Source organism: Serratia sp. FS14 (assembly GCF_000695995.1).
Classification (GTDB): Bacteria; Pseudomonadota; Gammaproteobacteria; order Enterobacterales; family Enterobacteriaceae; genus Serratia; species Serratia nematodiphila.
Map to the genome: position 1 here is coordinate 5,223,208 of NZ_CP005927.1, position 26,668 is coordinate 5,249,875.

The following is a 26,668-nucleotide window of genomic DNA, read 5'->3' on the forward strand; positions in this document are numbered from 1 at the left end:
CTGTTTATTTAGACGTAAAAGCATTTGGACGTCTATACATCTGGAAGTCATGTTGGCAGAATAGCGTTTCAGATGCAATAACCTCGCAACAAGGAATTAACCGCCGATGCAAGCGCTTAACACCACCAGTTTGACCCTGCAGGACAACCGCCTTTGGATCCTCGATCAGCAAGCCCTGCCGCAGGAAAAGCGGTGGCGCGCTTGCGACAGCGTGGAGGAGTTGGTCGGGCACATTCACAGCCTGCGGGTGCGCGGCGCACCGCTGATCGGGCTGTCCGCCAGCCTGTTGTTGGCGCTGCTGGCGGAACGCGGTCTGCCGCGCGCCGAGCTGGAGCAGGCGCTGCACACGCTGCGCGCCGCCCGCCCGACGGCGGTTAACCTGATGAACAATCTGGATCGCATGAAGCTGGCGCTGGCGGAGCCTGACTGGGCGCCGGCGATGGTGAACGAAGCGCTGCGGTTGGTGGAGGAAGATCGCCGGCTGTGCGATCGCATCGCCGATCGCGGCGCTGGGCTGGTCAAGCCCGGCAGCCGCCTGCTGACCCACTGCAATACCGGCGGGTTGGCCACCGCCGGCGTCGGCACCGCCATCGGCGTGCTGCTGCGCGCCCACCAGCAGGGCAAGGTGCAACAGGTATGGGTCGATGAAACCCGGCCGCTGCTGCAGGGCGGCCGTCTGACCGCCTGGGAACTGGGCGAGCTGGGCATTCCCTATCGCCTGATCTGCGATTCGATGGCCGCCAGCCTGATGGCGCAGGGCCAGGTCGATGCGGTGTGGGTCGGCGCGGATCGTATCGCCGCCAACGGCGACGTCGCCAACAAGATTGGCACTTACAGCCTGGCGGTGCTGGCGCACTACCATAGCATTCCATTCTACGTGGCTGCCCCGCATACCACCCACGATCCGCACTGTCCGGACGGTGCCGCCATCCCGATCGAGCAACGCGCGGCGGCCGAAGTCACCGGCGTTTCAGGCAGCTTCGGCGCCTGCCAGTGGGCGCCGACCGATGCGCCGGTCTACAATCCGGCGTTCGACGTCACGCCGGCGGCACTCATCAGCGGGTGGGTATTCGACAGCGGCGTGATCACGCCGCAACAGGTTGAAGCGGGGATTTTCCGGCGGACGCTGGGTTAACGCCCGCCGGTTAACGATCAGTCCAGACGCGGATAGGCATCGGCGATCTTGTCGCCGGTGAAATGCGCCACCCAGCCTTCCGGGTTGTCGAACACCCGGATCGCGGTAAAGTGCGGCGCCGAGCCCATATCGAACCAGTGGCGGGTGTTGGCCGGCACCGAGATCAGATCGTTCTTTTCGCACAGGATCTGGAAGATCTTGCCGTCCAGATGCAGGCAAAACAGCCCCGCCCCTTCAACGAAAAAGCGCACTTCATCTTCGCCGTGCGTATGTTCGGACAGGAATTTTTCACGCAGCGCCTGGCGCTGTTCGTGGTCCGGTCGCATGCTGATCACGTCCCAGCTCTGGTAGCCCTTTTCCGCCACCAGCCGGTCGATCTCATGCTGGTAGGCGGCGATCACCGCCTCCGGCTGCGGATTGTCGCCCAGCTCGCGATCCGCCTGCCAACGCTCAAAGCGCACGCCGATCTGCGCCAGCTGGCGCTGGATTTCCTGCGCGTCGCGGCTCTGCCACAGCGGCTGCTGCGGCGCTGTATCACTGAAAATGGTCAATCCACTCATGAGACAAACTCCCCTAAATCGATGTGATCAAAACGGCTGACCTGCGGATGCCGGCTCTGTGCGTCCGCCTCATCGCGGATCAGCTGGCAGGTATGCCAGCCGGCGGCCTGCGCCGCGTCCAGCTCCTGGTGGATATCGGACAGGAACAGCAATTCGTCGGGCGCGATGCCGATAGCCTGCGCAATGTTGCGGTACGACGCGGTTTCACGCTTGGCGCCGACGTGCGTGTCGAAATAGCCGCTGAACAGCGGCTGCAGATCGCCGGCGTCGCTGTGGCCGAACAGCAGCTTCTGCGCCTCCACCGAACCGGAGGAATAGACGTAAAGCTGCAGCCCCTGACGCTGCCAGGCGGCCAGCTGCCCCGCGACCTCCGGGTACAGATGCCCGCGGAAGTCACCCTCGCGATAGCCGCTGCGCCAGATGATGCCCTGCAGCGCCTTGAGCGCGGTGGATTTACGATCTTCATCCATAAAGCGGTACAGCGCGGCGATCAGCGCGTCGAGATCCGCCTGTGGCTGGTCAATTTCAGCGCGCAGCGCCGCCAGCGGCGCGGCGACTTCGCTCTCCGTGGCGTGACGGCGAACAAAATCCGCCAGCCGTTCACGGGCATAGGGAAACAGCACCTGATGCACGAAGCGAATATCGCTGGTGGTGCCTTCAATATCGGTCACGATAGCGCGGATCATTTCGCCTCCAGCAAGCGACGTTGCAGTTCACACTGGAACAGGAATTCCAACCCTTCGAGATGGCGGCGGGCTTCCGCCACCTGGCTTCCCCAGCAATAGAGACCGTGGCCGCGCACCAGAAAACCGTACTGCAGCGGCGTGACTTCGGCATAGGCCGCCACGCGCGACGCCAGCCGGGGAATGTCCTGATCGTTATCGAAAATGGGGATCGCCACGCTGTCCAGGTGGCTGCGCTGGCCGGCGAGCGACTTTTGCATTTCGTACCCCTGCAGCACCAACGCATCGCCGCGTTCCACCCGCGACAACACGGTGGCGTTGACGGAATGGGTATGCAGCACCGCGCCAAGGTGCGGGTACAAGCGATAGAGCAGCGTATGCAGCCCGGTTTCCGCCGACGGCGTACGGCCGCTCGGCACGTGATTGTCAGCAATATCCACCCGCAGAAAATCGGCGGCGCTCAGGCTGCCTTTGTCTTTGCCGGATTCGGTGACCAGGCACTGGCGTTCGTCGAGGCGCAGCGACATGTTGCCGCCGGTCGCCGGACACCAGCCTTTGTCGCCAATCCAGTGGCAGGCCGCCAGTAATGCGGTAAGTTGCGGATTCTCCGTCATTGTTATCGTTTCCCGTTCGGTATAGCGGTCAGCAGGTGAAACTTAGCCGGCTGCGCGACAGGCTAAGCACTTTTTCACATTTAGCCATCTAAGCGTCTTGATTGCCAAATACTAGCATCGTGTTATATTGACGGCAATATAAGCGCCTGGAGTATTCACCTGCTATGAGCACTTCCGCATTGATTCCCGACAGTAAACTGCCTGCCCTGGGTACCACCATCTTCGCCCAGATGAGCGCGCTGGCGCAGCAGCATCAGGCGATCAACCTGTCGCAGGGCTTCCCCGATTTCGACGGGCCGGACTACCTGAAAGCACGCCTGGCCTGGCATGTCGCCCAGGGCGCCAACCAATATGCGCCGATGACCGGCGTGGCGGCGCTGCGCGAAGCCATCGCCGACAAAACTGCCGAGCTGTATGGCTGGCAGCCGGACGCCACCGCCGAAGTGACCGTCACCGCCGGCGCTACCGAAGCGCTGTTCGCCGCCATCACGGCGCTGGTGCGCCCCGGCGATGAGGTGGTCTGTTTCGATCCGAGCTACGACAGCTACGCGCCGGCGGTGACGCTGGCCGGCGGCGTACTCAAACGCCTCGCCCTGCAGCCGCCCGCGTTTGCAGTGGATTGGCAACGGTTCACCGCCGCGCTGTCGCCGCGCACCCGCCTGGTGATCGTCAACACGCCGCACAATCCGTCCGCCACCGCCTGGCAGGCGGAAGACCTGCAGCAGCTGTGGCACGCCATCGCCGAACGCGAAATCTACGTGCTCAGCGACGAGGTTTACGAACATATCTGCTTCGCCAAAGGCGGCCACGCCAGCGTGTTGGCCCACCCGCAGCTGCGCCAACGCGCGATCGCGGTCTCCTCTTTCGGCAAAACCTTCCACATGACCGGCTGGAAAGTGGGTTACTGCGTGGCGCCCGCCGCGCTGAGCGCCGAAGTGCGCAAGGTGCATCAATACCTGACCTTTTCGGTCAATACTCCGGCGCAGTTGGCGCTGGCGGATAGCCTGCGCGCCGAACCTGAGCACTGGCGACAGCTGCCGGCGTTCTATCGCGCCAAGCGCGATCGCTTTGTGCAGGCGCTGGCGAGCAGCCGACTGGAAATTTTACCCTGCGCCGGTACATACTTCTTGCTGGCGGACTACAGCGCCATCTCCGATCTGGACGATGTGGCGTTCTGCCATTGGTTAACTGAGCACGTGGGCGTGGCGGCCATTCCGCTGTCGGTCTTCTGTGCCGATCCTTTCCCTCATAAATTGATCCGGCTGTGCTTCGCTAAACAGGACGCCACGCTGGATGCAGCTGCGGAGCGGTTATGTCGACTTTAAAAATTACCCTGTTGCAGCAACCGCTGGTCTGGCGCGACGGCCTCGCTAACCTGGCCGCCTTCGACGCGTTGCTGGCGCCGATCGTCGGGCGCGATCTCATCGTCTTGCCGGAAATGTTCACCACCGGTTTTGCCATGGATGCCGGCGAGAGCGCCCTGCCCGAACAGCAGGTGATCGACTGGCTGCACGGCTGGGCGGTGAAAAGCCACGCGTTGATCGGCGGCAGCGTGGCGCTGAAAACCGCCGAAGGCGCGGTCAATCGCTTCCTGCTGGTGGAGCCGGGCGGCCAGGTGCATGCCTATGATAAACGCCATCTGTTCCGCATGGCTGGCGAACACCTGCACTATCAGGCCGGCAACCGGCGCGAAATCGTCGAGTGGCGCGGCTGGCGCATCCTGCCGCAGATCTGCTACGACCTGCGTTTCCCGGTCTGGGCGCGCTATCAGCAGGATTACGATCTGGCGCTGTATGTCGCCAACTGGCCGGCGCCGCGCAGCCGCCATTGGCAAACGCTGCTGGCGGCGCGGGCGATTGAAAATCAGGTGTATGTGGCGGGCTGCAACCGGGTGGGCGACGATCCGAACGGCCTGAACTACAGCGGAGACAGCCTGATCATCAGCCCGCAGGGCGAGATCCTGGCGGATGCGGAGCCCGGCGCGGCCACGCGGCTGGACGCCGAGCTGTCGCTGGAAAGCCTGCAGAGTTACCGCAGCGCCTTCCCGGCCTGGCGCGACGCCGACAGCTTTCTGCGTCTTGACTGATCAAACACTCTCCCAGCCGGCGATCATCAGGCAATAGGCCTGGATCGCCAGCGCCACGTCCGCCTGCCGCACCGCTTCGGCCGGATGATGGCTGACGCCGCCGGCGCAACGCACAAACAGCATGCCGACCGGCCAGTGCGCCGCCACGGCGATGGCGTCGTGTCCGGCGCCGCTCGGCAGCGCCAAACTCTGCCCCTGTACCTGCTCGACGGCCGCCTGCCAGCGGCGCTGCAGATCGCTATCGCAGGCGGTGGCGTCAATGCGATAAAACGCCTCGCTGGCGAAGCGCACTCCGCGCCGCGCGCAGATCGCTTGCGCCTGCGCCAGCAACGCCGTCAATAGCGTCGCCAGCGGTGCATCCTGCGGGCCGCGCACGTCGAGCGTCAAGCGCACCTCGCCGGGGATCACGTTGACCGCGCCCGGCAGGCTCTCGATGCAGCCCACGGTGGCCACCAGGTGCGGATCGGCGGCGCAGGTCAGGGTTTCTACCGCCATCATCCATTCCGCCGCGGCCGCCAACGCATCTTTGCGCTGCCCCATAGGCACCGTGCCGGCGTGGCCCGCCTCCCCGCTAAAGACACAGTTAAGCCGACGCGCGCCGTTGATCGCCGTCACCACCCCCAGCGCCAGGTCGGCCGCCTCCAGGCACGGGCCCTGTTCGATATGCAGCTCAAAATAGGCGCGGATGTCGTGTGGCACACGGCGCGCCTGTAGAATCGCCGCCGGATCCAGCCCGAAGTCACGCATCGCCTGCGCGATGCTAACGCCGTCGGCATCGGTACGCACCAGCCACTCTGCAGGCCACTGGCCGGTCAGGCCGCGGCTGCCCAACAGCGTCACGCCGAAGCGCGCCCCCTCTTCATCCGCAAAACCGATCACCTCCAGCGCCAACGGCAATCGGCACCCCTGGCGGTGATAGCGCGCCACCACTTCCAGCGCCGTAAGCACGCCGAGCATGCCGTCATAGCGCCCGGCGTTACGCACCGTGTCCAGATGCGAACCGAGCAGCAGCGCGGGGACGCCGGGCGTTAAACCTTCATAGCGGCCGCAGATATTGCCGACGCTGTCCTGCCAAACCGCCATGCCGCTCTCGCGCATCCATTCGCCCACCAGAACGTTGGCGCGCCGATGTTCCGCAGAAAGATAAAGGCGCGTGAGCCGATCGGGCTCCGCGCTGATCGCCGCCAGCTCGTCACAGCGCGCCATCACTCGTACGGCGGCCTGCTGCGCCTCCAGCGGCGTCATCCATGATGTCCCGCATCATAAACGTTCCAGGCGGCCTGCAATGCCTCGCCCTGCCTGCTGGCGAAACCGAGGCGGTTCAACACCGCCTCCAGCGCCGCCAGCGTTTGCAGCACGCAATCCTTGCGCGCGTTGTAGCCCATGGTGCCGATGCGCCAGATTTTTCCCTGCAGCGGGCCGAACGAGGTGCCGATCTCGATGGCGAAGTCGTTCAGCATCATCTGCCGCACCTGTTCGCCATGTACCTGCGGCGGGATCATCACGCCGAGCACGTTATTCATGCGGTGTTCAAGATCGCCGAATACCGCCAGCCCCATGCCCCGGATGCCCGCCAGCAGTGCCGCGCCGTGCAGCCGGTGGCGGGCGATGGCGTGCTCCAGCCCTTCTTCGAGGATCACCCGCGCACATTCCCGCGCCGCGAACAGCATGCTGGTGGCTTCGGTATGGTGATTGAGGCGCTCCGGTCCCCAATAATCCATGATCATGCCGATGTCGAAATAGTTGGAGTAGATCATCTCGTCGTCGCCGTCGGCGTGCTCGGCGGTTCGGATCCCCTGCTCCACGCATTTACGGCGGCGCACGATCTCTTCAAACTGCGGGCTGAGGGTGACCGGTGAACTGCCGGAGGGGCCGCCCAGGCACTTCTGCAGCCCGGCAGAGACCGCATCCAGCCCCCAGGCGTCGGTCTCCAGCGGGTTGCCGCCGAAGGAAGCGGTCGCATCGGTGTAAAACAGCACGCCGTGGCGGCGGCAGATATCACCCAGCTCATGCAGCGGCTGCAGCATGGTGGTGGACGTGTCGCCCTGCACCGTCAGCAGCAGGCGCGGACGCACCCGCTTAATCGCGTCTTCGATGCGATCGGCGCTGAACACCTCACCCCACGGTACCTCGATCGTATGCACCTCGGCACGGCAACGGCGGGCGATCTCGCACAGCAGATGTCCGAAGCGGCCAAATACCGGCACCAGCACCTTATCGCCCGGGCGAATGGCGGAAACCAGCAGCGCTTCGATGCCGGCGCGCGAGGTGCCGTCCACCAGCATTGTCCAGCGGTTTTCGGTGCGGAACAGCGCGCGATACAGCGCCATGACCTGATTCATGTAACCGGTCATCGCCGGATCGTACTGGCCGATCAGCTGGCTCGACATGGCGCGCAGCACGCGCGGATCGGCGTTGATCGGCCCCGGCCCCATCAGCAGGCGCGCCGGCGGGTTAATCTGATCGAATTGCGAGATATCCAACATGTTCATTCCCTGTCAGCTTAGTAAGTTATTGAGTTATGCCTTCAGCGTCGACATGACGTTTGTTTGCTGCCCAACAGCCTACTCCCGATAGGGATTCAGTTGAAACAAAAGATTCTTATGATCAATTAATGAAACCAAAGTAACACAATGAGGTGACCGATCCGCCTTAAACGGCGGAGGGGGAAGGAAGGAATATGATCTGCCGTGCTTAACGCAGCTCCAGTTCGTCCAGCGTCTGGAACAGTTCAGCGACGTGATGAATGCGCTGTCGCCCCTGCGCCAGCCTCTCATGCAGCAACGCATTGCTGAGCAAACTGGCCAGGCTCATGGCGGCGGCATAGCTGTCGAAGGCCGACACGCTGTCGAGCGGCACGGTCAAGTGCCAGCTGGCCAACGAAAACAGCGCCTGCGCCTGCGGTTCGCAGATCAGCAGCGTCGGCACCCCGCAGCTTTGCAACAGCGTCAACACCGCCTTTATCTGACGCGGCCGGCGGCGGAACGCCACCACCACCGCCATGTCCTGCGGTGTCAGCCCCGCCAGATCTTCCGCCAGCGTCTGCCCCGGCTGCGGCGCCAGCAGCACCTGTTCACGCACCTGCATCAGTTGCTGACGCAGGTGCATCGCCACCGGATAGCTGTTGCGCAGCCCCAACAGCATCACGCCGCGCGCCCGCGCCAGCGCGGCGATGGTCGCACTGAACTGTTCGGCATCGATCTGCTTTACCCAACGGGTGAGATTGGCCATTTCCTGCTTATAGTGCCGCGCCAGCAGCGTATCGCCCTGCACCGCATCGCGGCTATCGGTCAGCGGCATGCCACTCTGGCGCAGGGTGCGCAGCTCATCGCGCATGGCGCGGTAGTTGGTGTAGCCTAGCCGTTTGAACAAGCGGCTGACCGTGGCTTTGGAAACGCCGCTCAGGCGCGCCAGCTCGGCGCTGTTGTAGCCGATCAAATCGTCATAGTGATCGAAGATGAAGTCGGCCACCCGCTGCTCCTGCGGCGTCAGCTGTGGGTAGTCGCGGCGCAGACGTTCGTCGAACCGTTGCATTATCGTTCTCGCTGTAACCTTTGTTTCAGCGGAACATAGCACGGCCGAACTACCCGCTGGCAAGCGATTATTCGTTGATGGGAAATAACCGCGGCCAGCCCCTCTCCGGCAGCGTCGCCGGAAAAGGGCGGCGCATTCAGCACCAATAGGCCATAAAGTTAACGGTAGCGCGGTCCAGATCGCGTTCGCCGATCAGGTAACGGCGCAGGGTTTTCACCGCCGAAGACTCGGCCGCCACCCAGGCATAGAAAGCGTTGCCGCCCGCCGCCCGCTCCCACAACACCTCATCGCTCAGGCTGCTTTCCGCCAAAGACTGCGCTTGCGCGCACGCCGAAGCGGGAATATCCACCCGCTGGCGCACCGCTTCCACCAGCAACGTGCCGTGCGCCAACTGGCGGCCCACATCGCGCGGCAGCCAGTAAACCTCGGCGAACGGGAAGCGGGTCAAATCCAGGCAATCCCCCGCCTGCGGCACTTCGAAGAATGCCTGCACGCGCGGCGGATTGGTCTGCTGCGCCAATTGCTCCAGAATGCCCATCGCCGCCGGCACGGCCGTTTCATCGGCGATCAACAGCGCCTGCTGCAACTGCGCCGGCGGCGCCCATTCGTAACCGCCGCTGTCGCCGTCGAAGTCACCGTTGGGGGCGACCGTTTGAATCGTGTCTCCGGGTTCGGCATGGGTCGCCCAGGCTGAAGCCGGGCCGTTCACGCCATGCAGCACGAACTCGACGTCCATCTGATTCTGCTCACGGCGCAGCGCACGCAGCGTATAAGTGCGCATCACCGGGCGCCGCTCTTTGGGGATCGCCATGTAATCGCCATACCAGTCCGGGCTATTGGCCAACTGCGGGATCTGGCCGTCCGCCGCCGGGAACAGCAGTTTGATGCGCTGATCCGGCGCTTCCAACTTCATCCGATGAATATCCGCACCTTCAAACACGCAGCGCACCAGCGAAGGTGAAATTAGCGTTTTGCTTTTCAAGGTGATATCAAAAATTCTGTAGCTGGCGGACATGTTCTCGATTCTCCGGCAACGGCTGTCGCTTGCACCTATGGCCGATCGGCTGCCGTGTTGACGGCGTGGGTTGCTCGATCGCGCAGCGGGTAAAATGTTAATAAAACTAATTAATTACGTTAATGTATCGCAAAAAATCATATCATGATTTTATTGATAACAAGAAACGTTATTGATAAAAGAATCATTCTCAAAAATAACGCAATAACAATATCACCTGGGAAATAAATAACGATGAAACGCAAACACCTTTGGGTTTTGAATCCTTGTCTGCTGGCGATGCTTGCGCCGACGGCTTGGGCAGAAGATCAGAAAGCCGGCGCCGAAGAGCAGATGGTGGTCTCCGCCAGCCGTTCACACCGTAGCACGGCGGAAATGGCGCAAACCACCTGGGTGATCGAAAGCCAGGAGATCGAACAGCAGGTTCAGGGCGGCAAAGAGATCAAGGACATGTTGGCGCAGCTGATCCCCGGCATGGACGTCAGCGGCCAGGGCCGCACCAACTATGGTATGAATATGCGCGGCCGCTCGATGATGGTGATGATTGACGGCGTGCGCCTGAATTCATCGCGCAGCGACAGCCGCCAGTTGGATTCGATCGATCCGTTCAATATCGATCATATCGAGGTGATTTCCGGCGCAACCTCGTTGTACGGCGGCGGCAGCACCGGCGGCCTGATCAATATCGTCACCAAAAAAGGGCAACAGGAACAGCAGGTCGAGTTGCAGGTCGGCGGTAAAACCGGCTTTGGCGGCCATAACGATCACGACGAGAACGTGGCGGCGGCGGTCAGCGGCGGCAACGACAATGCCTCTGGGCGCCTGTCCGTTTCTTACCAGCGCTATGGCGGCTGGTATGACGGCAAAGGCAATGAGGTATTGATCGACAATACCCAAACCGGCCTGCAGTATTCCAATCGCCTCGACGTGATGGGCACCGGCACCCTCAACATCGACGATCATCAACAGCTGCAGCTGACCACCCAATACTACAAAAGCCAATCCGACGGCGATCACGGCCTGTTCCTGGGAGAGAACTTTGCGGCGGTGACCGGCAACGCCAAGGCATACAACAGCGGTAACTTAAATTCCGACCGCATCCCCGGCACCGAACGACATCTCATCAACCTGCAGTATTCCAACACTGATTTCCTCGGCCAGGATTTGGTGGCGCAGGTCTACTACCGCGACGAAACGTTGACCTTCTACCCGTTCCCGACGCTGGCGGGCAAAGCACCGAACTATTACGTCAGCAGCATTGGCGCTTCGCAGCAAAAAACCGATTTCTACGGTGGCAAGCTGACGTTAAACAGCAAACCTGTCGACGCACTGACGCTGACTTACGGCATTGACGCCGAGCATGAAAGCTTCAACGCCAACCAGCAGTTCTTCAACCTGGCGAAGGCTCAGCAGTCGGGCGGCATGACGCTGGAGAACGCTTACAGCACCGGCCGCTACCCGAGCTATACCACCAGCAACCTGGCGTCGTTCCTGCAGGCCAGCTACGACATCAACCCGATCTTCACCCTGAGCGGCGGCGTGCGTTATCAGTACACCGAAAACAAGATTGATGACTTCGTCGGTTATAACCAGCAGCAGGCAATCGCCACCGGCGCCGCGACGTCCGCCGACGCTATACCGGGCGGGAAAACCGACTACAACAACGCGCTGTTCAATGCCGGCCTGCTGGCGCACCTGACCGAGCGCCAGCAAACCTGGTTCAACTTCTCTCAGGGCTTTGAGATCCCGGATCCGGGCAAATATTACGGTAACGGCACCTACGCGTTGAACGGCGGACATTACCAGTTGCTGAAGAGCGTTAACGTCGGCGACTCCAAGCTGGAAGGCATCAAGGTCAATGCCTACGAGCTGGGCTGGCGCTATACCGGCGATAACCTGCGCACGCAAATCGCCGCCTACTACTCGCTGTCCGACAAGAGCATCGCCATCAACAAAACCGACATGACCATTAACGTCAATGCGGATAAGCGGCGCATCTATGGGCTGGAAGGGGCGGTGGACTACTTCTTTGAAGACAGCGACTGGAGCGCCGGCACCAACTTCAACGTTATCCGATCCGAAACCAAGGTCAACGGCGAATGGAAGAAGCTGGTAGTCGATACCGCCAGCCCATCGAAAGTCACCGCTTATGTCGGCTGGGCGCCGGGCGACTGGAATCTGCGTTTACAGTCGCAGCAAACCTTCGACGTGTCGGACGATGGCGATTACACCAAGGCCAATTCCACCCAGGGCCGCAAAATCGATGGCTACAACACCCTCGATTTCCTCGGCAGCTATACCCTACCGGTAGGGAAAATCAGCTTCAGCGTGGAAAACTTGCTGGACAAGGAATACACCACCGTTTGGGGCCAACGCGCGCCGATCCTGTACAGCCCGACCTACGGATCGCCTGAGCTCTACAGCTATAAAGGCCGCGGACGCACCTTCGGCTTGAACTATTCGGTGTTATTCTGAGGATAAGGGGCCGGTCTGCCGGCCCCGTTCATTGGGCCGCGCCGTTTTTCAGAGAACGGAAACGACGAAGCCCTGAGTTATCGCTAACTCAGGGCTTCTGAATAGTGGCGGAACGGACGGGGCTCGAACCCGCGACCCCCTGCGTGACAGGCAGGTATTCTAACCAACTGAACTACCGCTCCGCGCCATTCCCTCTTGCGGGGGAACGAGGCGCATATTACGGACGCCTCTCGGTTCCGTCAACGCCTTTTTCTCCGCAAATGAACCGTTTGCACAGTTTTTCAACGAAGATTCATCCAGTGAGGTTTTTTCACGCAAAAACGCCGTTATTCCGCCGGCGCCCCGCGCCACAGGCAGCTACCGCCCTTCTTCGCCACCAGATCCAGACGCGCCTCATGCGCCTTCACTTCTTCGTCGCTGGCGTAGACCACTTTCATCGCCGTCGCCGGGCGGACAATGCGTTGTATTTCTTGCGCGGCGTCATTTTGCTGGGTATCCCCCTCCATCTGGAACGCTATCGAGGTCTGACCGCCGGTCATCGCCAGATAAACTTCCGCCAGGATCTCGGCATCGAGCAATGCGCCGTGCAGCGTACGCTTGCTGTTGTCTATCTCATAGCGGCTGCACAAGGCATCGAGGTTGTTGCGCTTGCCCGGGAACAGGCGACGCGCCATCAGCAGGCTGTCGGTGATGGTGCAGAAGGTCTCGGTCTTCGGGATGCTCTGCTGCAACATGCGGAATTCGTGATCCATAAAGCCGATATCGAACGCCGCGTTATGGATCACCAGCTCGCCGCCGCGGATAAAGTCGAGGAATTCCTCGGCAACCTGATCGAAGGTCGGCTTGTCGGCCAGGAAGTCGTCGCTGATGCCGTGTACGCCGTAGGCTTCCGGATCCACCAGCCGATCCGGCTTGATGTATACGTGGAAGTTGCGCCCGGTCAGGCGGCGGTTAATCACCTCCACCGCACCGATTTCGATGATGCGGTGCCCTTCGTAGTGCACCCCAAGCTTGTTCATACCGGTGGTTTCAGTATCGAGGACAATCTGTCTGGTGGTTGTAGAGATCATATTGCAGTGCTCACAGCGCTCGTTTATGTCAGACTTGGCTTTTATAAAACTGATAGGAAGAGTCTACCAGAGATGCTCAAACAGGTAGAAATTTTCACCGACGGCTCCTGCCTTGGCAACCCCGGCCCCGGTGGCTACGGCGCGATACTACGCTATAAGCAGACGGAAAAAACCTTCAGCGAAGGATTCCGTCTGACCACCAATAACCGCATGGAAATGATGGCGGCGATCGTGGCGCTGGAAGCGCTGACCGTGCCCTGCGCCGTGACGCTCAGCACCGACAGCCAGTACGTGCGCCAGGGCATCACCAGTTGGATCCATAACTGGAAGAAACGCGGTTGGAAAACCGCCGACAAAAAACCGGTCAAAAATGTCGATCTGTGGCAGCGGCTGGATCAGGCCATTCAGCGCCACGAGGTGAAATGGGAATGGGTCAAGGGCCACGCCGGCCATCCGGAGAACGAACGTTGTGACGTGCTGGCGCGCGAAGCGGCCGGTAAACCGACGCAGGAAGACGTCGGTTACCAACCGGAAGCCTAAGGCAGCTTGCGATAGCTCTTGGTCGCGCCCACCGCGCGGCTGAGAGACGGCTTTCTCGCCCCCAGTTTCATCGGCGTGGGCGTCAGCGGCAAGGTGCGCTTACGCGCCACAATCACGCTCATGCAGCCCAGCGCCGGCAAATGGGTGCATAAAAATTTGCCGCCCTTGCGGTGCCACGGCAGTACGTGAAAACGCGCCTGGTGCAACACCTCGTAATTCAGCAGGCTGAGCCAATCCAGCAGCCGCATCTGGGTAAACATGCGGCTGACATAGGGCTGGCGACGACGCAACCCGGGCGCCAGCTTGCCCAACCCCAGCAGGCTGAACGGATTGAAACTGCTGATGACCAACCAGCCGTCGTCGATCAACACCCTGTCCACCTCACGCAGCATGCGGTGCGGATCGTCCGCATAGGACAGCGTATGCGCCAACAGGCAGGCATCTACCGACTTGGCGGCAAACGGCAGTTGATAAGCGTCGGCGACCACCTGCAGCCCTTCCCCTCCAGCCCTACGTTAACCTGATGGGAGATTGCGCATTTATCCGTGGCCAGCTCGGCGCTGAGCATGCCCATCTTCAGCAGATGGAAACCGAACAGCTTGGGCCACCAGGGTTGCAACTGCCGCTCGAGCGCTTCACGATAGTACTCCCCCCACGGCAGCTCAGCCCAGGACTGCGGGCCGGTGAGCTTTTGTAGAGTATGGGCTGGTTTCATGATTTATTATCTTCTTTCAAGCCGTTGCCAACGAGAGGTACACCATGAATCTTATCAGCATTCCCGCCTTCCAGGACAATTACATTTGGTTATTGGATGACCGACAGGGGCGCTGCATTATCGTCGATCCGGGTGAAGCGCAGCCGGTACTTGAAGCGTTGCAGCGCCTGCAGCTGGCGCCGGCGGCGATCCTGCTGACCCACCATCATCACGATCACGTCGGCGGCGTGGCGCAGATTGTCGCGCAGTACCCCGGCCTGGCCGTCTATGGGCCGCAGGAAACCGCGGACAAAGGCGCCAACCACATCGTCCATAACGGCGACACCTTTGATATCGATGGCCGTCAATACAGGACTATCGCCGTTCCCGGCCATACGCTGGGCCATGTGGCATTCTATAGTGCCCCTTATCTGTTCTGCGGCGACACCATTTTCTCCGCCGGCTGCGGCAGGCTGTTTGAAGGCACCGCCAAACAAATGTACGACTCATTTCAACAACTCGCGCAACTTCCCGATAACACCTTAATTTGCTGCGCGCATGAATATACTCTTTCAAATCTTAAGTTTGCGCGGGCTATTTTGCCGGAAGATCGAGAGATTGAAACATATCAACAACATGTTGAAGCGTTAAGGGCAAAAGGCCAAGCCAGCGTGCCGACTACATTGCAATTAGAGCGCAAAATTAACCTGTTTTTACGTTGCCATGACACTGATTTACAAAAGAAATTAGGCTTTAATTCACCACCAAAAAGCCTTCATTCAGTTTTTTCCGAATTACGCCTACGGAAAGATAACTTCTAAGCTTTTAGTTGTGTTATTTGGCGAAGCAAAGTATTATTGCTCGTCTTTTAAGCAACTACATTGACACACACATGAAGGCTAAAGCGATATTTCTCGCCTCGGTCTTGCTAGTGGGTTGCCAGTCGTCCAGGCAGGACGCACCGGCGCCAGAACAGCATGCACAGAGTTTGTCTTCGGCTGGTCAAGATGGTGAAGCAGGAGAGTACACAGCAAATGGCCGAGCGAGCTCGGCGCGGTGGTTGGATAACAACAGTCCCGCCGCGCAACAGGACCTGTGGAACTTCATTAGCGACGAGCTGAAGATGGAGGTTCCGGAAAATTCCCGGATCCGTGATCAGAAAAGAAAGTACTTAAAAAGTAAGAGCTATCTCCACGATGTAACATTACGGGCAGAGCCGTACATGTACTGGATAGTCGGGCAGATTAAGAAACGTGATATGCCGATGGAACTGGTACTGCTACCCATAGTGGAGAGCGCTTTTGACCCACACGCCACGTCAAGTGCCAACGCCGCAGGGCTATGGCAAATCGTGCCGCAAACGGGTCGCAATTATGGTTTGAAAAACAATCAGTGGTATGACGGCCGACGCGATGTCGTCGCCTCGACAACCGCTGCGCTTAACATGATGCAGCGCTTGAACCGCATGTTTAACGGCGACTGGTTACTGACCGTAGCCGCCTATAACAGTGGTGAAGGCCGCGTGATGCAAGCGGTGAAGGCAAACAAACGCCAGGGTAAGCCAACCAATTTCTGGGCATTGTCGCTTCCGCGTGAAACGTCAATCTATGTCCCGAAAATGCTGGCGCTGAGCGACATCATCAAGAACAGTAAGAAGTACGGCGTGAAACTCCCGAAAACGGATGAAACCCGTGCGCTGGCGCGTATCGATGTCGGACAGCAGATCCAGCTGACTCAGGCGGCTGAGATGGCAGGGCTTTCAGTCACCAAGATGAAAGCGTATAACCCAGGCTACAAAAAAGGCGTTACGGCACCCAACGGGCCCCATTACATCATGGTTCCCAAAGGACATGCCGAGCAACTGAAAGACTCACTGGCCGATGGCCAGATCGCCGTGACTCAGCCAACGACGCAGTTGGCGAAGAACAGCGGTTTGACCGGTGGCAGTTCGTATAAAGTGCGCTCCGGCGACACCTTATCGGGCATTGCCAAGCGGCTGAACGTTAAGACCAGCGATTTGCAGAGTTGGAACAACTTACGCGCCAAGAGCGCCATAAAAGTTGGGCAAACCCTGCAAGTGGCCAGCAATACTGGCAGTAACAGCAGTATCACCTACCAGGTTCGTAAAGGTGATTCGCTCGCCAGTATCGCACGTCGTCACGGCGTCGATATTAACGACGTGATGCGTTGGAATTCAACGCTCGCCAAAGGCAACCTGCAGCCAGGTCTGAAGCTGACCCTGTTTGTCGGCAACAAGCTAACGCCGGATACTTAAGTGTTCGGCACAAAAAAAGCACCCTTCGGGGTGCTTTTTTATTAGCTGCGATTCACCATACCGGCGAGTCTTTCTCCGGATGAAACTCCACCAACAGCGGGTTGTGATCCGACGCGCTGGTCACCAGCACCGACGCCTCCACCACCCCCAGATTGCGGTAAAATACGAAATCCAGTGGCCGCCCGAAGGCCTTGCGGCGATGGTCGTCGGTGAAGCTCACCTCGCGCAGCGCCATCTCTCCGGCAAAGTCATACAGCGCATTGATGCGCTTGCGGCTCCAGGCGTTGAAATCCCCCGCCATAATCACCGGCCCCCGGTGACTGGCGATCTGTTCGCCTATCGGCCCCAACTGCTTGCTGTAGACGTCGACGCCCAGGCTAAAGTTCACCGCATGGATGTTCACCACCATCAACAGCTCGCCGTTGTACAGCGGATAAACGGTGATCAGGGCCGACTTGGACAGCCGCAGCAGCGGCTCTCGCTCGCGCAGCGGGCAACAGTAAACAGGATGAGCGGCCGCCAGCGTCATCACGCCGGAAGGGTGCTGCGGTAGCACAAAGGCCGGCACCTGATCGGCCGCCAGATAGTTGGCGGTAGCGTAGCTCACCAACTCTGGCGTGGTTTGCGCCTCTTGCAACAATACCAGCTGCGCGTCTTTGCCATGGTTTTTCAGCACCGAAAGCCAGTCGGCTCGCTGCTGTTTGAAAATATTCCACACCATAACGCGCAAGGCGCCGGTCGTCGGCAGCGCCGCCCCTGGCGGCAACGGCTGGTTAACGGCGCCAGGAAAGATTCGCTCAACTGGCTGACCTGCAACATACCTCATTGCATAAGTTCGTTTCGGCACGCGATTCGCCTATTACCCATTAACATGAAAACTGGCGATGAACACTCGCCAACGATGAATTGATTATACGCCTACCCTGCATAGAGGGCATGGCTTTTGCGGGCATCACCTTTTCAGTTATAGGGGCCGCCTGCAGCGATTTCAATCTTCTGACGGTATAGCTGTGTAAAGGTGAGGGGTAATAGGTGAAAAATGCGAAAAGGCCCGCAAAATGCGGGCCAGGCAGCAAGGGTTTTACGAATTAAGCCGTTCGCAGCTGAGACTTTTTATCCAGGCGGCCACTGAGGCTAACCAGCAACAATGCAACCACCACGATCAGCGCGCCAATCCAGGGGGTCTGCGCCAGCCCCAGTGAGGCAACAGTCTGGCCGCCTATCACCGAGCCGAGCGCAATGCCGATGTTGAACGCCGCGATGTTGAGACCGGACGCCACATCCACCGCATTTGGCGTGTATTGCGCGGCTTTCTGCACCACATACACCTGCAGCCCCGGCACGTTGCCGAAAGCGAACACACCCATCACAATCACCGTCAGCAAAGCGGCAATACTGTGGCTGGCGGTAAACTGGAACACCAGCAACAAAACGGCCAGCGCGGCAAAGATAAAGCTCAACGCACGCACGGCCCCATGACGATCGGCCAGCTTGCCTCCCCAGATGTTACCCACCGCCACCGCGACGCCATAAGCCAACAGTATCCAGCTCACGGTCGGAGCAGAGAAGCCGGCCAGTTCCTGCATCATCGGCGCAAGGAAGGTAAAGGTCGTGAAGACCCCGCCGTATCCCAATGCGGTAATCGCGTAAATCAGCAGCAGACGAGGATGAGTCAGCACTTTCAGCTGTTCCCGCACGCCGGCGCTGCCCTGGTTCTTGATATTGCTCGGCACCAAAATAATGCTGGCCAGCGTGGCGACAGCGCCAATCAGAGAAACGGCCAGGAAGGTCTCACGCCAGCCAAACTGCTGGCCGATGAACGTCCCCAGCGGTACGCCGGTCACTAGCGCCACCGTCAGGCCACCAAACATGATGGCGATGGCGGAGGCCGCCTTCTCTTTCGCCACCAGGCTAGTGGCGATAGTGGAACCGATAGAGAAGAACACGCCGTGCGCCAGGCCGGCCAACAACCGAGCCACTACCAGCGATTCATAACTGGGTGACTGCCAGGCCAACAGGTTGCCGAGAGTGAACAGCACCATCAGGCCAACCAGCAGCAGTTTGCGCGGTATGCGGCTGGTCAGGGCCGTCAGCACCGGCGCGCCGATGGCCACGCCGAGGGCATAGATAGTCACCAGCAACCCAGCGGACGGTACGGTCACTCCCAACTGCTCAGCGATAGTCGGAATCAACCCGACAATCACGAACTCGGTCGTGCCGATAGCAAAAGCGCTGATGGTTAAGGCAAGTAATGCGAGTGGCATTTTTTACTCCGAAATAGCATTCAAGTTGATGACTGCTATTATCGGCCTATGCTTAAATGATAAAAATGCTCAAAATTTCAAATTAACTTTGCCACTGGAGCAAAAATGAAAGCAAACTCAGACGAGCTGATCACCTTTGTCACCGTCGTGGAAAGCGGCAGTTTCAGCCGGGCGGCCGAACGCCTGGAACAAGCGAATTCCGTGGTTAGCCGAACGGTGAAAAAACTGGAAAGCAAACTGGGCGTAACGCTGCTCAACCGCACCACGCGCCAAATCAGTCTGACTCAGGAAGGAGAGAATTACTTTCGCCAGGTGCAGAAGGTACTGAACGATATGGCCGCGGCAGAAAATGCGCTGATGGAAAGCCGTCAACGCCCGCAAGGCCTGCTGCGCGTCGACGCGGCAACGCCGGTGGTGCTACACATGCTGACGCCTTTAGTGGCGGAGTTCCGCGAACGTTATCCTGAAATGTCGTTATCGCTGGTGTCTTCGGAAAACTTTATCAATTTGATCGAGCGAAAAGTGGATATTGCGATCCGCGTAGGAGAGCTGACCGATTCCACGCTGAAAGCGCGCAAACTGATGACCAGCTACCGGCATGTGCTCGCCTCCCCCGCCTATCTGGCTCAGCACGGCACGCCGCTAACGGTAGAAGATCTTGCACATCACTGCTGCATCGGCTTCAACGACCTGCCCAGTTTGAACCGCTGGCCACTGGCTTGTTCAGATGGCAGCCAGTTGGAAATCACTCCCGGCTTGACCACTAATAGTGGAGAAACCCAGCGCCATCTCTGTCTGCATGGCAACGGTATCGCCTGCCTGTCGGACTTTATGAGCGACGAAGATATCAAACGTGGAGATTTGGTTCCGATTCTGGTGGAAGCGACACTGCCGGTCGCCATGCCGATCAACGCGGTTTATTACAGTGACAGCGCCGTCAGCAACCGTCTGCGCAGCTTTATTGATTTTGTGAGTGAATACCTGAAACGATAAAAAAGGCGCCCTGATGGACGCCTTATGCTGACCACTGCGAGGAAAGATTAATCCCAGTTTGGCGCCAGGCCTTCCGGGCTAACCAGACGGCCGTTGCACTCCAGTGCGGCGATCTGCGCCATATCTTCGTCGGTCAGCGCCAGTTGCTGCGCCAACAGGTTGCTCGCCAGGTTTTCTCGCTTGGTCGAGGAAGGAATAACTGCATAGCCCAGCTTCAATGCCCAAGCCAGGACAACCTGTGCTGGAGTTGCATTGTGACGAGCGGCGATGCTTTTAATCGTTTCATCCTGCAGCGCTTTGCCATAGGCCAACGTCATGTAAGAGGTGATGGCGATGCCGTGCTGCTGCGCGAATTCTACCACCTTGCGGTTCTGCAAGAACGGTGACAGCTCGATTTGGTTGGTGGCGATTTCATCGGCGCCAATCGCGTCAATCGCTTGCTGCATCAAGTCGATGGTAAAGTTAGATACGCCAATTTGGCGAGTCAGCCCCAGCTTTTTCGCTTCCAGCAACTCAGCCATAAATTCGGCAACTGGCACTTCGTCGTTGGGTGACGGCCAGTGGATCAGTGTCAGATCAACGTAGGAGGTTTGCAGTTTTTTCAAGCTTTCTTGCAGGCTTGGGATCAGTGTGCCTTTCGCCAGATTCGCGATCCAAATCTTGGTGGTGATGAACAGGTCTTCACGTTTCACGCCGCTGGCAGCGATAGCCTGGCCAACAGCCGCTTCGTTTTCATAGATCTGCGCGGTGTCGATAGTGCGATAGCCCAGCTCAAGTGCAGTGCTGACAGAATCGATAACAACCTGATCCTGAAGGCGGAAAGTACCTAAACCAAATGCAGGGATGCTCATAATGTTTTCTCTCATTAACAGGTAGATGTGGTATGAGGAAGATTATGGCAACTTTTTTATTGATCAAAAACGCCTGGTTCGGCATAAGACTTTTGATCTAAAGGCAATAATATGGAGAAAGGCGAGGCGGTAAAGAGGAACAATTCCAGACTGAAAAGCGCAAAATACAGATATGAAAAAGCCCTGAGTCGAAACTCAGGGCTTATCAATTAAGTGGCGGAACGGACGGGGCTCGAACCCGCGACCCCCTGCGTGACAGGCAGGTATTCTAACCAACTGAACTACCGCTCCACCGATTCTTTTACGTTGTATCTTTCGATACCGGCAATATCGCGCTCTGCGACTTGCGCATTACCAGTCGTCACACTGATAACGTTTATTTGATGCCTGGCAGTGTCCTACTCTCGCATGGGGAGACCCCACACTACCATCGGCGCTACGGCGTTTCACTTCTGAGTTCGGCATGGGGTCAGGTGGGACCACCGCGCTATTGCCGCCAGGCAAATTCTGTTTTAATCAACCCGCTTCATCATGAAGCCGGTCAATCCAATCTGTAAACAAGCTGAATATTGTCTTGGTCTCACCAAAACACCTTCGGTGTTGTAAGGTTAAGCCTCACGGATCATTAGTACTGGTTAGCTCAATGCATCGCTGCACTTACACACCCAGCCTATCAACGTCTTAGTCTTAAACGTTCCTTCAGGGACCTTAAAGGTCCAGGGAAGACTCATCTTGAGGCAAGTTTCGCGCTTAGATGCTTTCAGCGCTTATCTTTTCCGCACTTAGCTACCGGGCAATGCCATTGGCATGACAACCCGAACACCAGTGGTGCGTTCACTCCGGTCCTCTCGTACTAGGAGCAACCCCTCTCAATCTTCCAACGCCCACGGCAGATAGGGACCGAACTGTCTCACGACGTTCTAAACCCAGCTCGCGTACCACTTTAAATGGCGAACAGCCATACCCTTGGGACCTACTTCAGCCCCAGGATGTGATGAGCCGACATCGAGGTGCCAAACACCGCCGTCGATATGAACTCTTGGGCGGTATCAGCCTGTTATCCCCGGAGTACCTTTTATCCGTTGAGCGATGGCCCTTCCATTCAGAACCACCGGATCACTAAGACCTACTTTCGTACCTGCTCGAGCCGTCACTCTCGCAGTCAAGCTAGCTTATGCCTTTGCACTAACCTCACGATGTCCGACCGTGATTAGCTAACCTTCGTGCTCCTCCGTTACTCTTTGGGAGGAGACCGCCCCAGTCAAACTACCCACCAGACACTGTCCTCACCCCGGATCACGGGGCCGAGTTAGAACATCAAACATTAAAGGGTGGTATTTCAAGGATGGCTCCACGCAGACTGGCGTCCACGCTTCAAAGCCTCCCACCTATCCTACACATCAAGGCTCAATGTTCAGTGTCAAGCTATAGTAAAGGTTCACGGGGTCTTTCCGTCTTGCCGCGGGTACACTGCATCTTCACAGCGAGTTCAATTTCACTGAGTCTCGGGTGGAGACAGCCTGGCCATCATTACGCCATTCGTGCAGGTCGGAACTTACCCGACAAGGAATTTCGCTACCTTAGGACCGTTATAGTTACGGCCGCCGTTTACTGGGGCTTCGATCAAGAGCTTCGCCTTGCGGCTGACCCCATCAATTAACCTTCCAGCACCGGGCAGGCGTCACACCGTATACGTCCACTTTCGTGTTTGCACAGTGCTGTGTTTTTATTAAACAGTTGCAGCCAGCTGGTATCTTCGACTGGCTTCAGCTCCATCCGCAAGGGACTTCACCTACATGCCAGCGTGCCTTCTCCCGAAGTTACGGCACCATTTTGCCTAGTTCCTTCACCCGAGTTCTCTCAAGCGCCTTGGTATTCTCTACCTGACCACCTGTGTCGGTTTGGGGTACGATTTAATGTTACCTGGAGCTTAGAGGATTTTCCTGGAAGCAGGGCATCAACTACTTCTGCACCGTAGTGCATCGTCATCACGCCTCAGGGTTAGTATGCAACCGGATTTACCAGGTCACACCCCCTACACGCTTAAACCGGGACAACCGTCGCCCGGCCAGCCTAGCCTTCTCCGTCCCCCCTTCGCAGTAACACCAAGTACAGGAATATTAACCTGTTTCCCATCGACTACGCTTTTCAGCCTCGCCTTAGGGGTCGACTCACCCTGCCCCGATTAACGTTGGACAGGAACCCTTGGTCTTCCGGCGAGCGGGCTTTTCACCCGCTTTATCGTTACTTATGTCAGCATTCGCACTTCTGATACCTCCAGCAACCCTCACAGGCCACCTTCAACGGCTTACAGAACGCTCCCCTACCCAACAACGCTAAGCGTCGCTGCCGCAGCTTCGGTGCATGGTTTAGCCCCGTTACATCTTCCGCGCAGGCCGACTCGACCAGTGAGCTATTACGCTTTCTTTAAATGATGGCTGCTTCTAAGCCAACATCCTGGCTGTCTATGCCTTCCCACATCGTTTCCCACTTAACCATGACTTTGGGACCTTAGCTGGCGGTCTGGGTTGTTTCCCTCTTCACGACGGACGTTAGCACCCGCCGTGTGTCTCCCGTGATAACATTCTTCGGTATTCGGAGTTTGCATCGGTTTGGTAAGCCGGGATGGCCCCCTAGCCGAAACAGTGCTCTACCCCCGAAGATGAGTTCACGAGGCGCTACCTAAATAGCTTTCGGGGAGAACCAGCTATCTCCCGGTTTGATTGGCCTTTCACCCCCAGCCACAAGTCATCCGCTAATTTTTCAACATTAGTCGGTTCGGTCCTCCAGTTAGTGTTACCCAACCTTCAACCTGCCCATGGCTAGATCACCGGGTTTCGGGTCTATACCTTGCAACTAATCGCCCAGTTAAGACTCGGTTTCCCTACGGCTCCCCTATACGGTTAACCTTGCTACAAAATATAAGTCGCTGACCCATTATACAAAAGGTACGCAGTCACACCACGAAGGTGCTCCCACTGCTTGTACGTACACGGTTTCAGGTTCTATTTCACTCCCCTCGCCGGGGTTCTTTTCGCCTTTCCCTCACGGTACTGGTTCACTATCGGTCAGTCAGGAGTATTTAGCCTTGGAGGATGGTCCCCCCATATTCAGACAGGATGTCACGTGTCCCGCCCTACTCATCGAACTCACGACCTGTGCATTTTAGTGTACGGGGCTATCACCCTTTGCTGCGCGACTTTCCAGACGCTTCCACTAACACACAAGCCGATTCAGGTTCTGGGCTCMTCCCCGTTCGCTCGCCGCTACTYGGGGGAATCTCGGTTGATTTCTTTTCCTCGGGGTACTTAGATGTTTCAGTTCCCCCGGTTCGCCTCATGCCACTATGTATTCATGACATGATAGTGTGTCGAAACACACTGGGTTTCCCCATTCGGGTATCGCCGGTTATAACGGTTCATATCACCTTACCGACGCTTTTCGCAGATTAGCACGCCCTTCATCGCCTCTGACTGCCTAGGCATCCACCGTGTACGCTTAGTCACTTAACCTCACAACCCGAAGATGTTTCCATCGTTCGYGCTGCAAACATTTGAGAGACTCTATGACAGGTTACTCTTTATCCCRRWRCTTCTACGGAGGGATAAATTTCAGCCGTCATGTTTCAATTTTCAGCTTGTTCCAGATTGTTAAAGAGCAAAATACTTCGCAGCATACTGTCGCCAATATACTCTGAAGTATTGAAATACCGGACTATATGGTGGAGCTAAGCGGGATCGAACCGCTGACCTCCTGCGTGCAAGGCAGGCGCTCTCCCAGCTGAGCTATAGCCCCATACAGTCACGCGCAGTACCTTTTCCACTTCATGAGAAGTGGTAGGCCTGAGTGGACTTGAACCACCGACCTCACCCTTATCAGGGGTGCGCTCTAACCACCTGAGCTACAAGCCTATAAAGGTATTTCTGCTCGTTACTTTCTATCAGACAATCTGTGTGAGCACGCCACGCGAACTAATATCTTTAGGTAAGGAGGTGATCCAACCGCAGGTTCCCCTACGGTTACCTTGTTACGACTTCACCCCAGTCATGAATCACAAAGTGGTAAGCGCCCTCCCGAAGGTTAAGCTACCTACTTCTTTTGCAACCCACTCCCATGGTGTGACGGGCGGTGTGTACAAGGCCCGGGAACGTATTCACCGTAGCATTCTGATCTACGATTACTAGCGATTCCGACTTCATGGAGTCGAGTTGCAGACTCCAATCCGGACTACGACGTACTTTATGAGGTCCGCTTGCTCTCGCGAGGTCGCTTCTCTTTGTATACGCCATTGTAGCACGTGTGTAGCCCTACTCGTAAGGGCCATGATGACTTGACGTCATCCCCACCTTCCTCCAGTTTATCACTGGCAGTCTCCTTTGAGTTCCCGGCCGAACCGCTGGCAACAAAGGATAAGGGTTGCGCTCGTTGCGGGACTTAACCCAACATTTCACAACACGAGCTGACGACAGCCATGCAGCACCTGTCTCAGAGTTCCCGAAGGCACCAATCCATCTCTGGAAAGTTCTCTGGATGTCAAGAGTAGGTAAGGTTCTTCGCGTTGCATCGAATTAAACCACATGCTCCACCGCTTGTGCGGGCCCCCGTCAATTCATTTGAGTTTTAACCTTGCGGCCGTACTCCCCAGGCGGTCGATTTAACGCGTTAGCTCCGGAAGCCACGCCTCAAGGGCACAACCTCCAAATCGACATCGTTTACAGCGTGGACTACCAGGGTATCTAATCCTGTTTGCTCCCCACGCTTTCGCACCTGAGCGTCAGTCTTCGTCCAGGGGGCCGCCTTCGCCACCGGTATTCCTCCAGATCTCTACGCATTTCACCGCTACACCTGGAATTCTACCCCCCTCTACGAGACTCTAGCTTGCCAGTTTCAAATGCAGTTCCCAGGTTGAGCCCGGGGATTTCACATCTGACTTAACAAACCGCCTGCGTGCGCTTTACGCCCAGTAATTCCGATTAACGCTTGCACCCTCCGTATTACCGCGGCTGCTGGCACGGAGTTAGCCGGTGCTTCTTCTGCGAGTAACGTCAATTGATGAACGTATTAAGCTCACCACCTTCCTCCTCGCTGAAAGTGCTTTACAACCCGAAGGCCTTCTTCACACACGCGGCATGGCTGCATCAGGCTTGCGCCCATTGTGCAATATTCCCCACTGCTGCCTCCCGTAGGAGTCTGGACCGTGTCTCAGTTCCAGTGTGGCTGGTCATCCTCTCAGACCAGCTAGGGATCGTCGCCTAGGTGAGCCATTACCCCACCTACTAGCTAATCCCATCTGGGCACATCTGATGGCAAGAGGCCCGAAGGTCCCCCTCTTTGGTCTTGCGACGTTATGCGGTATTAGCTACCGTTTCCAGTAGTTATCCCCCTCCATCAGGCAGTTTCCCAGACATTACTCACCCGTCCGCCGCTCGTCACCCAGGGAGCAAGCTACCCCCGTGCTACCGCTCGACTTGCATGTGTTAAGCCTGCCGCCAGCGTTCAATCTGAGCCATGATCAAACTCTTCAATTAAAAGCTTGATTTGCTTCCACTCGAGAAGCGATGCTCAAAGATTTACTGCATGAATTTTACTTCAGTTAGTCACTCTTCAAGACTTGATATTTTTTTGCATCCGAAGATGCTGGATATCGTCTTGTGGAGTGCCCACACAGATTGTCTGATAAATTGTTAAAGAGCAGTGCCGAGAAACTCATCGGCGCGGGCTGCGTATACTACGCTTTTCGCCCGGAGAGTCAAGCGTTTATTTCGCTTTCTTCTCGCTGACCCGGCGGCTTGTCAGTCGTTGTTCCCGGTCAGTGGAGGCGCATTATAGGGAGTTCTCGGCAGGCCGCAACCCCTAATTGCAAAAAACTTTTCAAGCGC

General features: G+C 57.8%; 19 protein-coding genes, 4 tRNA genes, 3 rRNA genes and 1 pseudogene. 8 read left to right on the plus strand and 19 right to left on the minus strand.

All coding sequences use genetic code 11. The features are described 5' to 3' along the window. The first annotated feature begins 106 nt into the window (after positions 1–106). Positions 107–1,135, plus strand: a complete 1,029-nt coding sequence (mtnA, locus tag L085_RS23960; RefSeq protein WP_004930214.1) for an S-methyl-5-thioribose-1-phosphate isomerase — start codon at positions 107–109, stop codon at positions 1,133–1,135. Positions 1,136–1,152: 17 nt separating this feature from the next. On the opposite strand, the gene L085_RS23965 is transcribed toward mtnA, so the two are convergent. Genes L085_RS23965 through L085_RS23975 form a run of 3 tightly spaced genes read right to left on the minus strand, consistent with a single transcriptional unit; the run spans position 1,153 to position 2,992 of the window. Continuing rightward, entirely contained in the window at positions 1,153–1,695 is a 543-nt protein-coding gene (locus L085_RS23965) for an acireductone dioxygenase ARD (protein WP_015376726.1), read from the minus strand. Beyond that, complete coding sequence (gene mtnC, locus L085_RS23970) at positions 1,692–2,381, minus strand: acireductone synthase (protein ID WP_021505012.1); 690 nt, start codon at positions 2,379–2,381, stop codon at positions 1,692–1,694. Before mtnC ends, L085_RS23965 begins: the two co-directional genes overlap by 4 nt. Then, positions 2,378–2,992 carry a methylthioribulose 1-phosphate dehydratase gene (locus L085_RS23975; protein ID WP_015376724.1) on the minus strand — a complete coding sequence of 205 codons (615 nt, stop codon included), beginning with the start codon at positions 2,990–2,992 and terminating at the stop codon, positions 2,378–2,380. The genes mtnC and L085_RS23975 overlap by 4 nt, the downstream gene beginning before the upstream one ends. A 164-nt stretch (positions 2,993–3,156) precedes the next feature. Here L085_RS23975 and L085_RS23980 point away from each other — a divergent pair, with 164 nt between their 5' ends. Both L085_RS23980 and L085_RS23985 read left to right on the plus strand, forming a co-directional pair. Then, on the plus strand, positions 3,157–4,317 hold the full coding sequence (locus L085_RS23980; protein ID WP_044031893.1) for a pyridoxal phosphate-dependent aminotransferase: 1,161 nt from the start codon (positions 3,157–3,159) through the stop codon (positions 4,315–4,317). After that, positions 4,305–5,078, plus strand: coding sequence for an amidohydrolase (locus L085_RS23985; RefSeq protein ID WP_044031894.1), 774 nt, complete (start codon positions 4,305–4,307; stop codon positions 5,076–5,078). Before L085_RS23980 ends, L085_RS23985 begins: the two co-directional genes overlap by 13 nt. Here L085_RS23985 and hpxK read toward each other — a convergent pair whose 3' ends face one another. The 4 genes from hpxK to L085_RS24005 form a co-directional block, all read right to left on the minus strand. Beyond that, the gene (hpxK, locus tag L085_RS23990; RefSeq protein WP_044031895.1) at positions 5,079–6,323 is read right to left on the minus strand and encodes an allantoate amidohydrolase; all 1,245 of its coding nucleotides are present in this window, start codon (positions 6,321–6,323) and stop codon (positions 5,079–5,081) included. Then, entirely contained in the window at positions 6,320–7,564 is a 1,245-nt protein-coding gene (locus L085_RS23995) for an alanine--glyoxylate aminotransferase family protein (protein ID WP_015376720.1), read from the minus strand. Before L085_RS23995 ends, hpxK begins: the two co-directional genes overlap by 4 nt. 208 nt (positions 7,565–7,772) lie before the next feature. Beyond that, positions 7,773–8,612, minus strand: a complete 840-nt coding sequence (locus L085_RS24000) for a MurR/RpiR family transcriptional regulator (RefSeq protein WP_044031896.1) — start codon at positions 8,610–8,612, stop codon at positions 7,773–7,775. 136 nt (positions 8,613–8,748) lie between these two features. Then, positions 8,749–9,627, minus strand: coding sequence for a siderophore-interacting protein (locus L085_RS24005; protein ID WP_044031897.1), 879 nt, complete (start codon positions 9,625–9,627; stop codon positions 8,749–8,751). Between the two features lie 234 nt (positions 9,628–9,861). Between L085_RS24005 and L085_RS24010 the strand changes: the two genes are divergently transcribed. Continuing rightward, positions 9,862–12,102 carry a TonB-dependent siderophore receptor gene (locus L085_RS24010; protein WP_044031898.1) on the plus strand — a complete coding sequence of 747 codons (2,241 nt, stop codon included), beginning with the start codon at positions 9,862–9,864 and terminating at the stop codon, positions 12,100–12,102. Between the two features lie 105 nt (positions 12,103–12,207). On the opposite strand, the gene L085_RS24015 is transcribed toward L085_RS24010, so the two are convergent. Both L085_RS24015 and dnaQ read right to left on the minus strand, forming a co-directional pair. Further along, a tRNA-Asp gene (locus tag L085_RS24015) sits at positions 12,208–12,284 on the minus strand. A 144-nt stretch (positions 12,285–12,428) separates the two neighbouring features. Further along, complete coding sequence (dnaQ, locus tag L085_RS24020) at positions 12,429–13,172, minus strand: DNA polymerase III subunit epsilon (RefSeq protein WP_044031899.1); 744 nt, start codon at positions 13,170–13,172, stop codon at positions 12,429–12,431. Between the two features lie 72 nt (positions 13,173–13,244). On the opposite strand from dnaQ, the gene rnhA reads away from it, so the two are divergent. Then, complete coding sequence (rnhA, locus tag L085_RS24025) at positions 13,245–13,712, plus strand: ribonuclease HI (RefSeq protein WP_004930193.1); 468 nt, start codon at positions 13,245–13,247, stop codon at positions 13,710–13,712. Here the strand turns inward: rnhA and L085_RS24030 are convergent. After that, positions 13,709–14,427, minus strand: a pseudogene (locus L085_RS24030) (class I SAM-dependent methyltransferase). The gene rnhA and the pseudogene L085_RS24030 sit on opposite strands and share 4 nt — an antisense overlap. Before the next feature lie 44 nt (positions 14,428–14,471). Between L085_RS24030 and gloB the strand changes: the two are divergent. Next, positions 14,472–15,227 carry a hydroxyacylglutathione hydrolase gene (gene gloB, locus L085_RS24965; protein ID WP_071841661.1) on the plus strand — a complete coding sequence of 252 codons (756 nt, stop codon included), beginning with the start codon at positions 14,472–14,474 and terminating at the stop codon, positions 15,225–15,227. Positions 15,228–15,298: 71 nt separating this feature from the next. Next, positions 15,299–16,681, plus strand: a complete 1,383-nt coding sequence (mltD, locus tag L085_RS24040; protein WP_144240711.1) for a murein transglycosylase D — start codon at positions 15,299–15,301, stop codon at positions 16,679–16,681. Positions 16,682–16,733: 52 nt separating this feature from the next. Here the strand turns inward: mltD and L085_RS24045 are convergent, their stop codons facing one another. Together L085_RS24045 and L085_RS24050 are read right to left on the minus strand one after the other, a co-directional pair. Further along, the gene (locus L085_RS24045) at positions 16,734–17,528 is read right to left on the minus strand and encodes an endonuclease/exonuclease/phosphatase family protein (protein WP_025160092.1); all 795 of its coding nucleotides are present in this window, start codon (positions 17,526–17,528) and stop codon (positions 16,734–16,736) included. Between the two features lie 241 nt (positions 17,529–17,769). Beyond that, positions 17,770–18,945, minus strand: a complete 1,176-nt coding sequence (locus tag L085_RS24050; protein WP_044031901.1) for an MFS transporter — start codon at positions 18,943–18,945, stop codon at positions 17,770–17,772. Between the two features lie 105 nt (positions 18,946–19,050). Here L085_RS24050 and yafC point away from each other — a divergent pair, with 105 nt between their 5' ends. Beyond that, complete coding sequence (gene yafC / locus L085_RS24055; RefSeq protein ID WP_004930183.1) at positions 19,051–19,938, plus strand: DNA-binding transcriptional regulator YafC; 888 nt, start codon at positions 19,051–19,053, stop codon at positions 19,936–19,938. A gap of 47 nt (positions 19,939–19,985) precedes the next feature. Here yafC and dkgB read toward each other — a convergent pair whose 3' ends face one another. The 7 genes from dkgB to L085_RS24090 all read right to left on the minus strand — a co-directional run bounded on the left by dkgB (position 19,986) and on the right by L085_RS24090 (position 26,317). After that, a complete protein-coding gene (gene dkgB, locus L085_RS24060) occupies positions 19,986–20,789 on the minus strand; it encodes a 2,5-didehydrogluconate reductase DkgB (RefSeq protein ID WP_044031902.1) in 804 nt (267 codons plus the stop codon). A gap of 214 nt (positions 20,790–21,003) precedes the next feature. After that, positions 21,004–21,080: transfer RNA gene (locus L085_RS24065), tRNA-Asp, on the minus strand. A gap of 94 nt (positions 21,081–21,174) precedes the next feature. Next, positions 21,175–21,290 (minus strand): 5S ribosomal RNA (gene rrf / locus L085_RS24070). A gap of 103 nt (positions 21,291–21,393) precedes the next feature. Further along, a 23S ribosomal RNA gene (locus L085_RS24075) occupies positions 21,394–24,301 on the minus strand. A 207-nt stretch (positions 24,302–24,508) separates the two neighbouring features. Further along, a tRNA-Ala gene (locus L085_RS24080) sits at positions 24,509–24,584 on the minus strand. Positions 24,585–24,623: 39 nt separating this feature from the next. Next, positions 24,624–24,700: transfer RNA gene (locus tag L085_RS24085), tRNA-Ile, on the minus strand. Between the two features lie 74 nt (positions 24,701–24,774). After that, positions 24,775–26,317: ribosomal RNA gene (locus L085_RS24090) — 16S ribosomal RNA — on the minus strand. Together the 16S, 23S and 5S rRNA genes with 3 tRNA genes alongside form the textbook arrangement of a ribosomal RNA operon. Positions 26,318–26,668 lie beyond the last annotated feature (351 nt).

Coding starts and splice junctions, on each gene's coding strand:
- mtnA (WP_004930214.1), top strand. CDS start 107: ATGCAAGCGCTTAACACCACCAGTTTGACCCTGCAGGACAACCGCCTT.
- L085_RS23965 (WP_015376726.1), bottom strand. CDS start 1,695: ATGAGTGGATTGACCATTTTCAGTGATACAGCGCCGCAGCAGCCGCTG.
- mtnC (WP_021505012.1), bottom strand. CDS start 2,381: ATGATCCGCGCTATCGTGACCGATATTGAAGGCACCACCAGCGATATT.
- L085_RS23975 (WP_015376724.1), bottom strand. CDS start 2,992: ATGACGGAGAATCCGCAACTTACCGCATTACTGGCGGCCTGCCACTGG.
- L085_RS23980 (WP_044031893.1), top strand. CDS start 3,157: ATGAGCACTTCCGCATTGATTCCCGACAGTAAACTGCCTGCCCTGGGT.
- L085_RS23985 (WP_044031894.1), top strand. CDS start 4,305: ATGTCGACTTTAAAAATTACCCTGTTGCAGCAACCGCTGGTCTGGCGC.
- hpxK (WP_044031895.1), bottom strand. CDS start 6,323: ATGACGCCGCTGGAGGCGCAGCAGGCCGCCGTACGAGTGATGGCGCGC.
- L085_RS23995 (WP_015376720.1), bottom strand. CDS start 7,564: ATGTTGGATATCTCGCAATTCGATCAGATTAACCCGCCGGCGCGCCTG.
- L085_RS24000 (WP_044031896.1), bottom strand. CDS start 8,612: ATGCAACGGTTCGACGAACGTCTGCGCCGCGACTACCCACAGCTGACG.
- L085_RS24005 (WP_044031897.1), bottom strand. CDS start 9,627: ATGTCCGCCAGCTACAGAATTTTTGATATCACCTTGAAAAGCAAAACG.
- L085_RS24010 (WP_044031898.1), top strand. CDS start 9,862: ATGAAACGCAAACACCTTTGGGTTTTGAATCCTTGTCTGCTGGCGATG.
- dnaQ (WP_044031899.1), bottom strand. CDS start 13,172: ATGATCTCTACAACCACCAGACAGATTGTCCTCGATACTGAAACCACC.
- rnhA (WP_004930193.1), top strand. CDS start 13,245: ATGCTCAAACAGGTAGAAATTTTCACCGACGGCTCCTGCCTTGGCAAC.
- gloB (WP_071841661.1), top strand. CDS start 14,472: ATGAATCTTATCAGCATTCCCGCCTTCCAGGACAATTACATTTGGTTA.
- mltD (WP_144240711.1), top strand. CDS start 15,299: ATGAAGGCTAAAGCGATATTTCTCGCCTCGGTCTTGCTAGTGGGTTGC.
- L085_RS24050 (WP_044031901.1), bottom strand. CDS start 18,945: ATGCCACTCGCATTACTTGCCTTAACCATCAGCGCTTTTGCTATCGGC.
- yafC (WP_004930183.1), top strand. CDS start 19,051: ATGAAAGCAAACTCAGACGAGCTGATCACCTTTGTCACCGTCGTGGAA.
- dkgB (WP_044031902.1), bottom strand. CDS start 20,789: ATGAGCATCCCTGCATTTGGTTTAGGTACTTTCCGCCTTCAGGATCAG.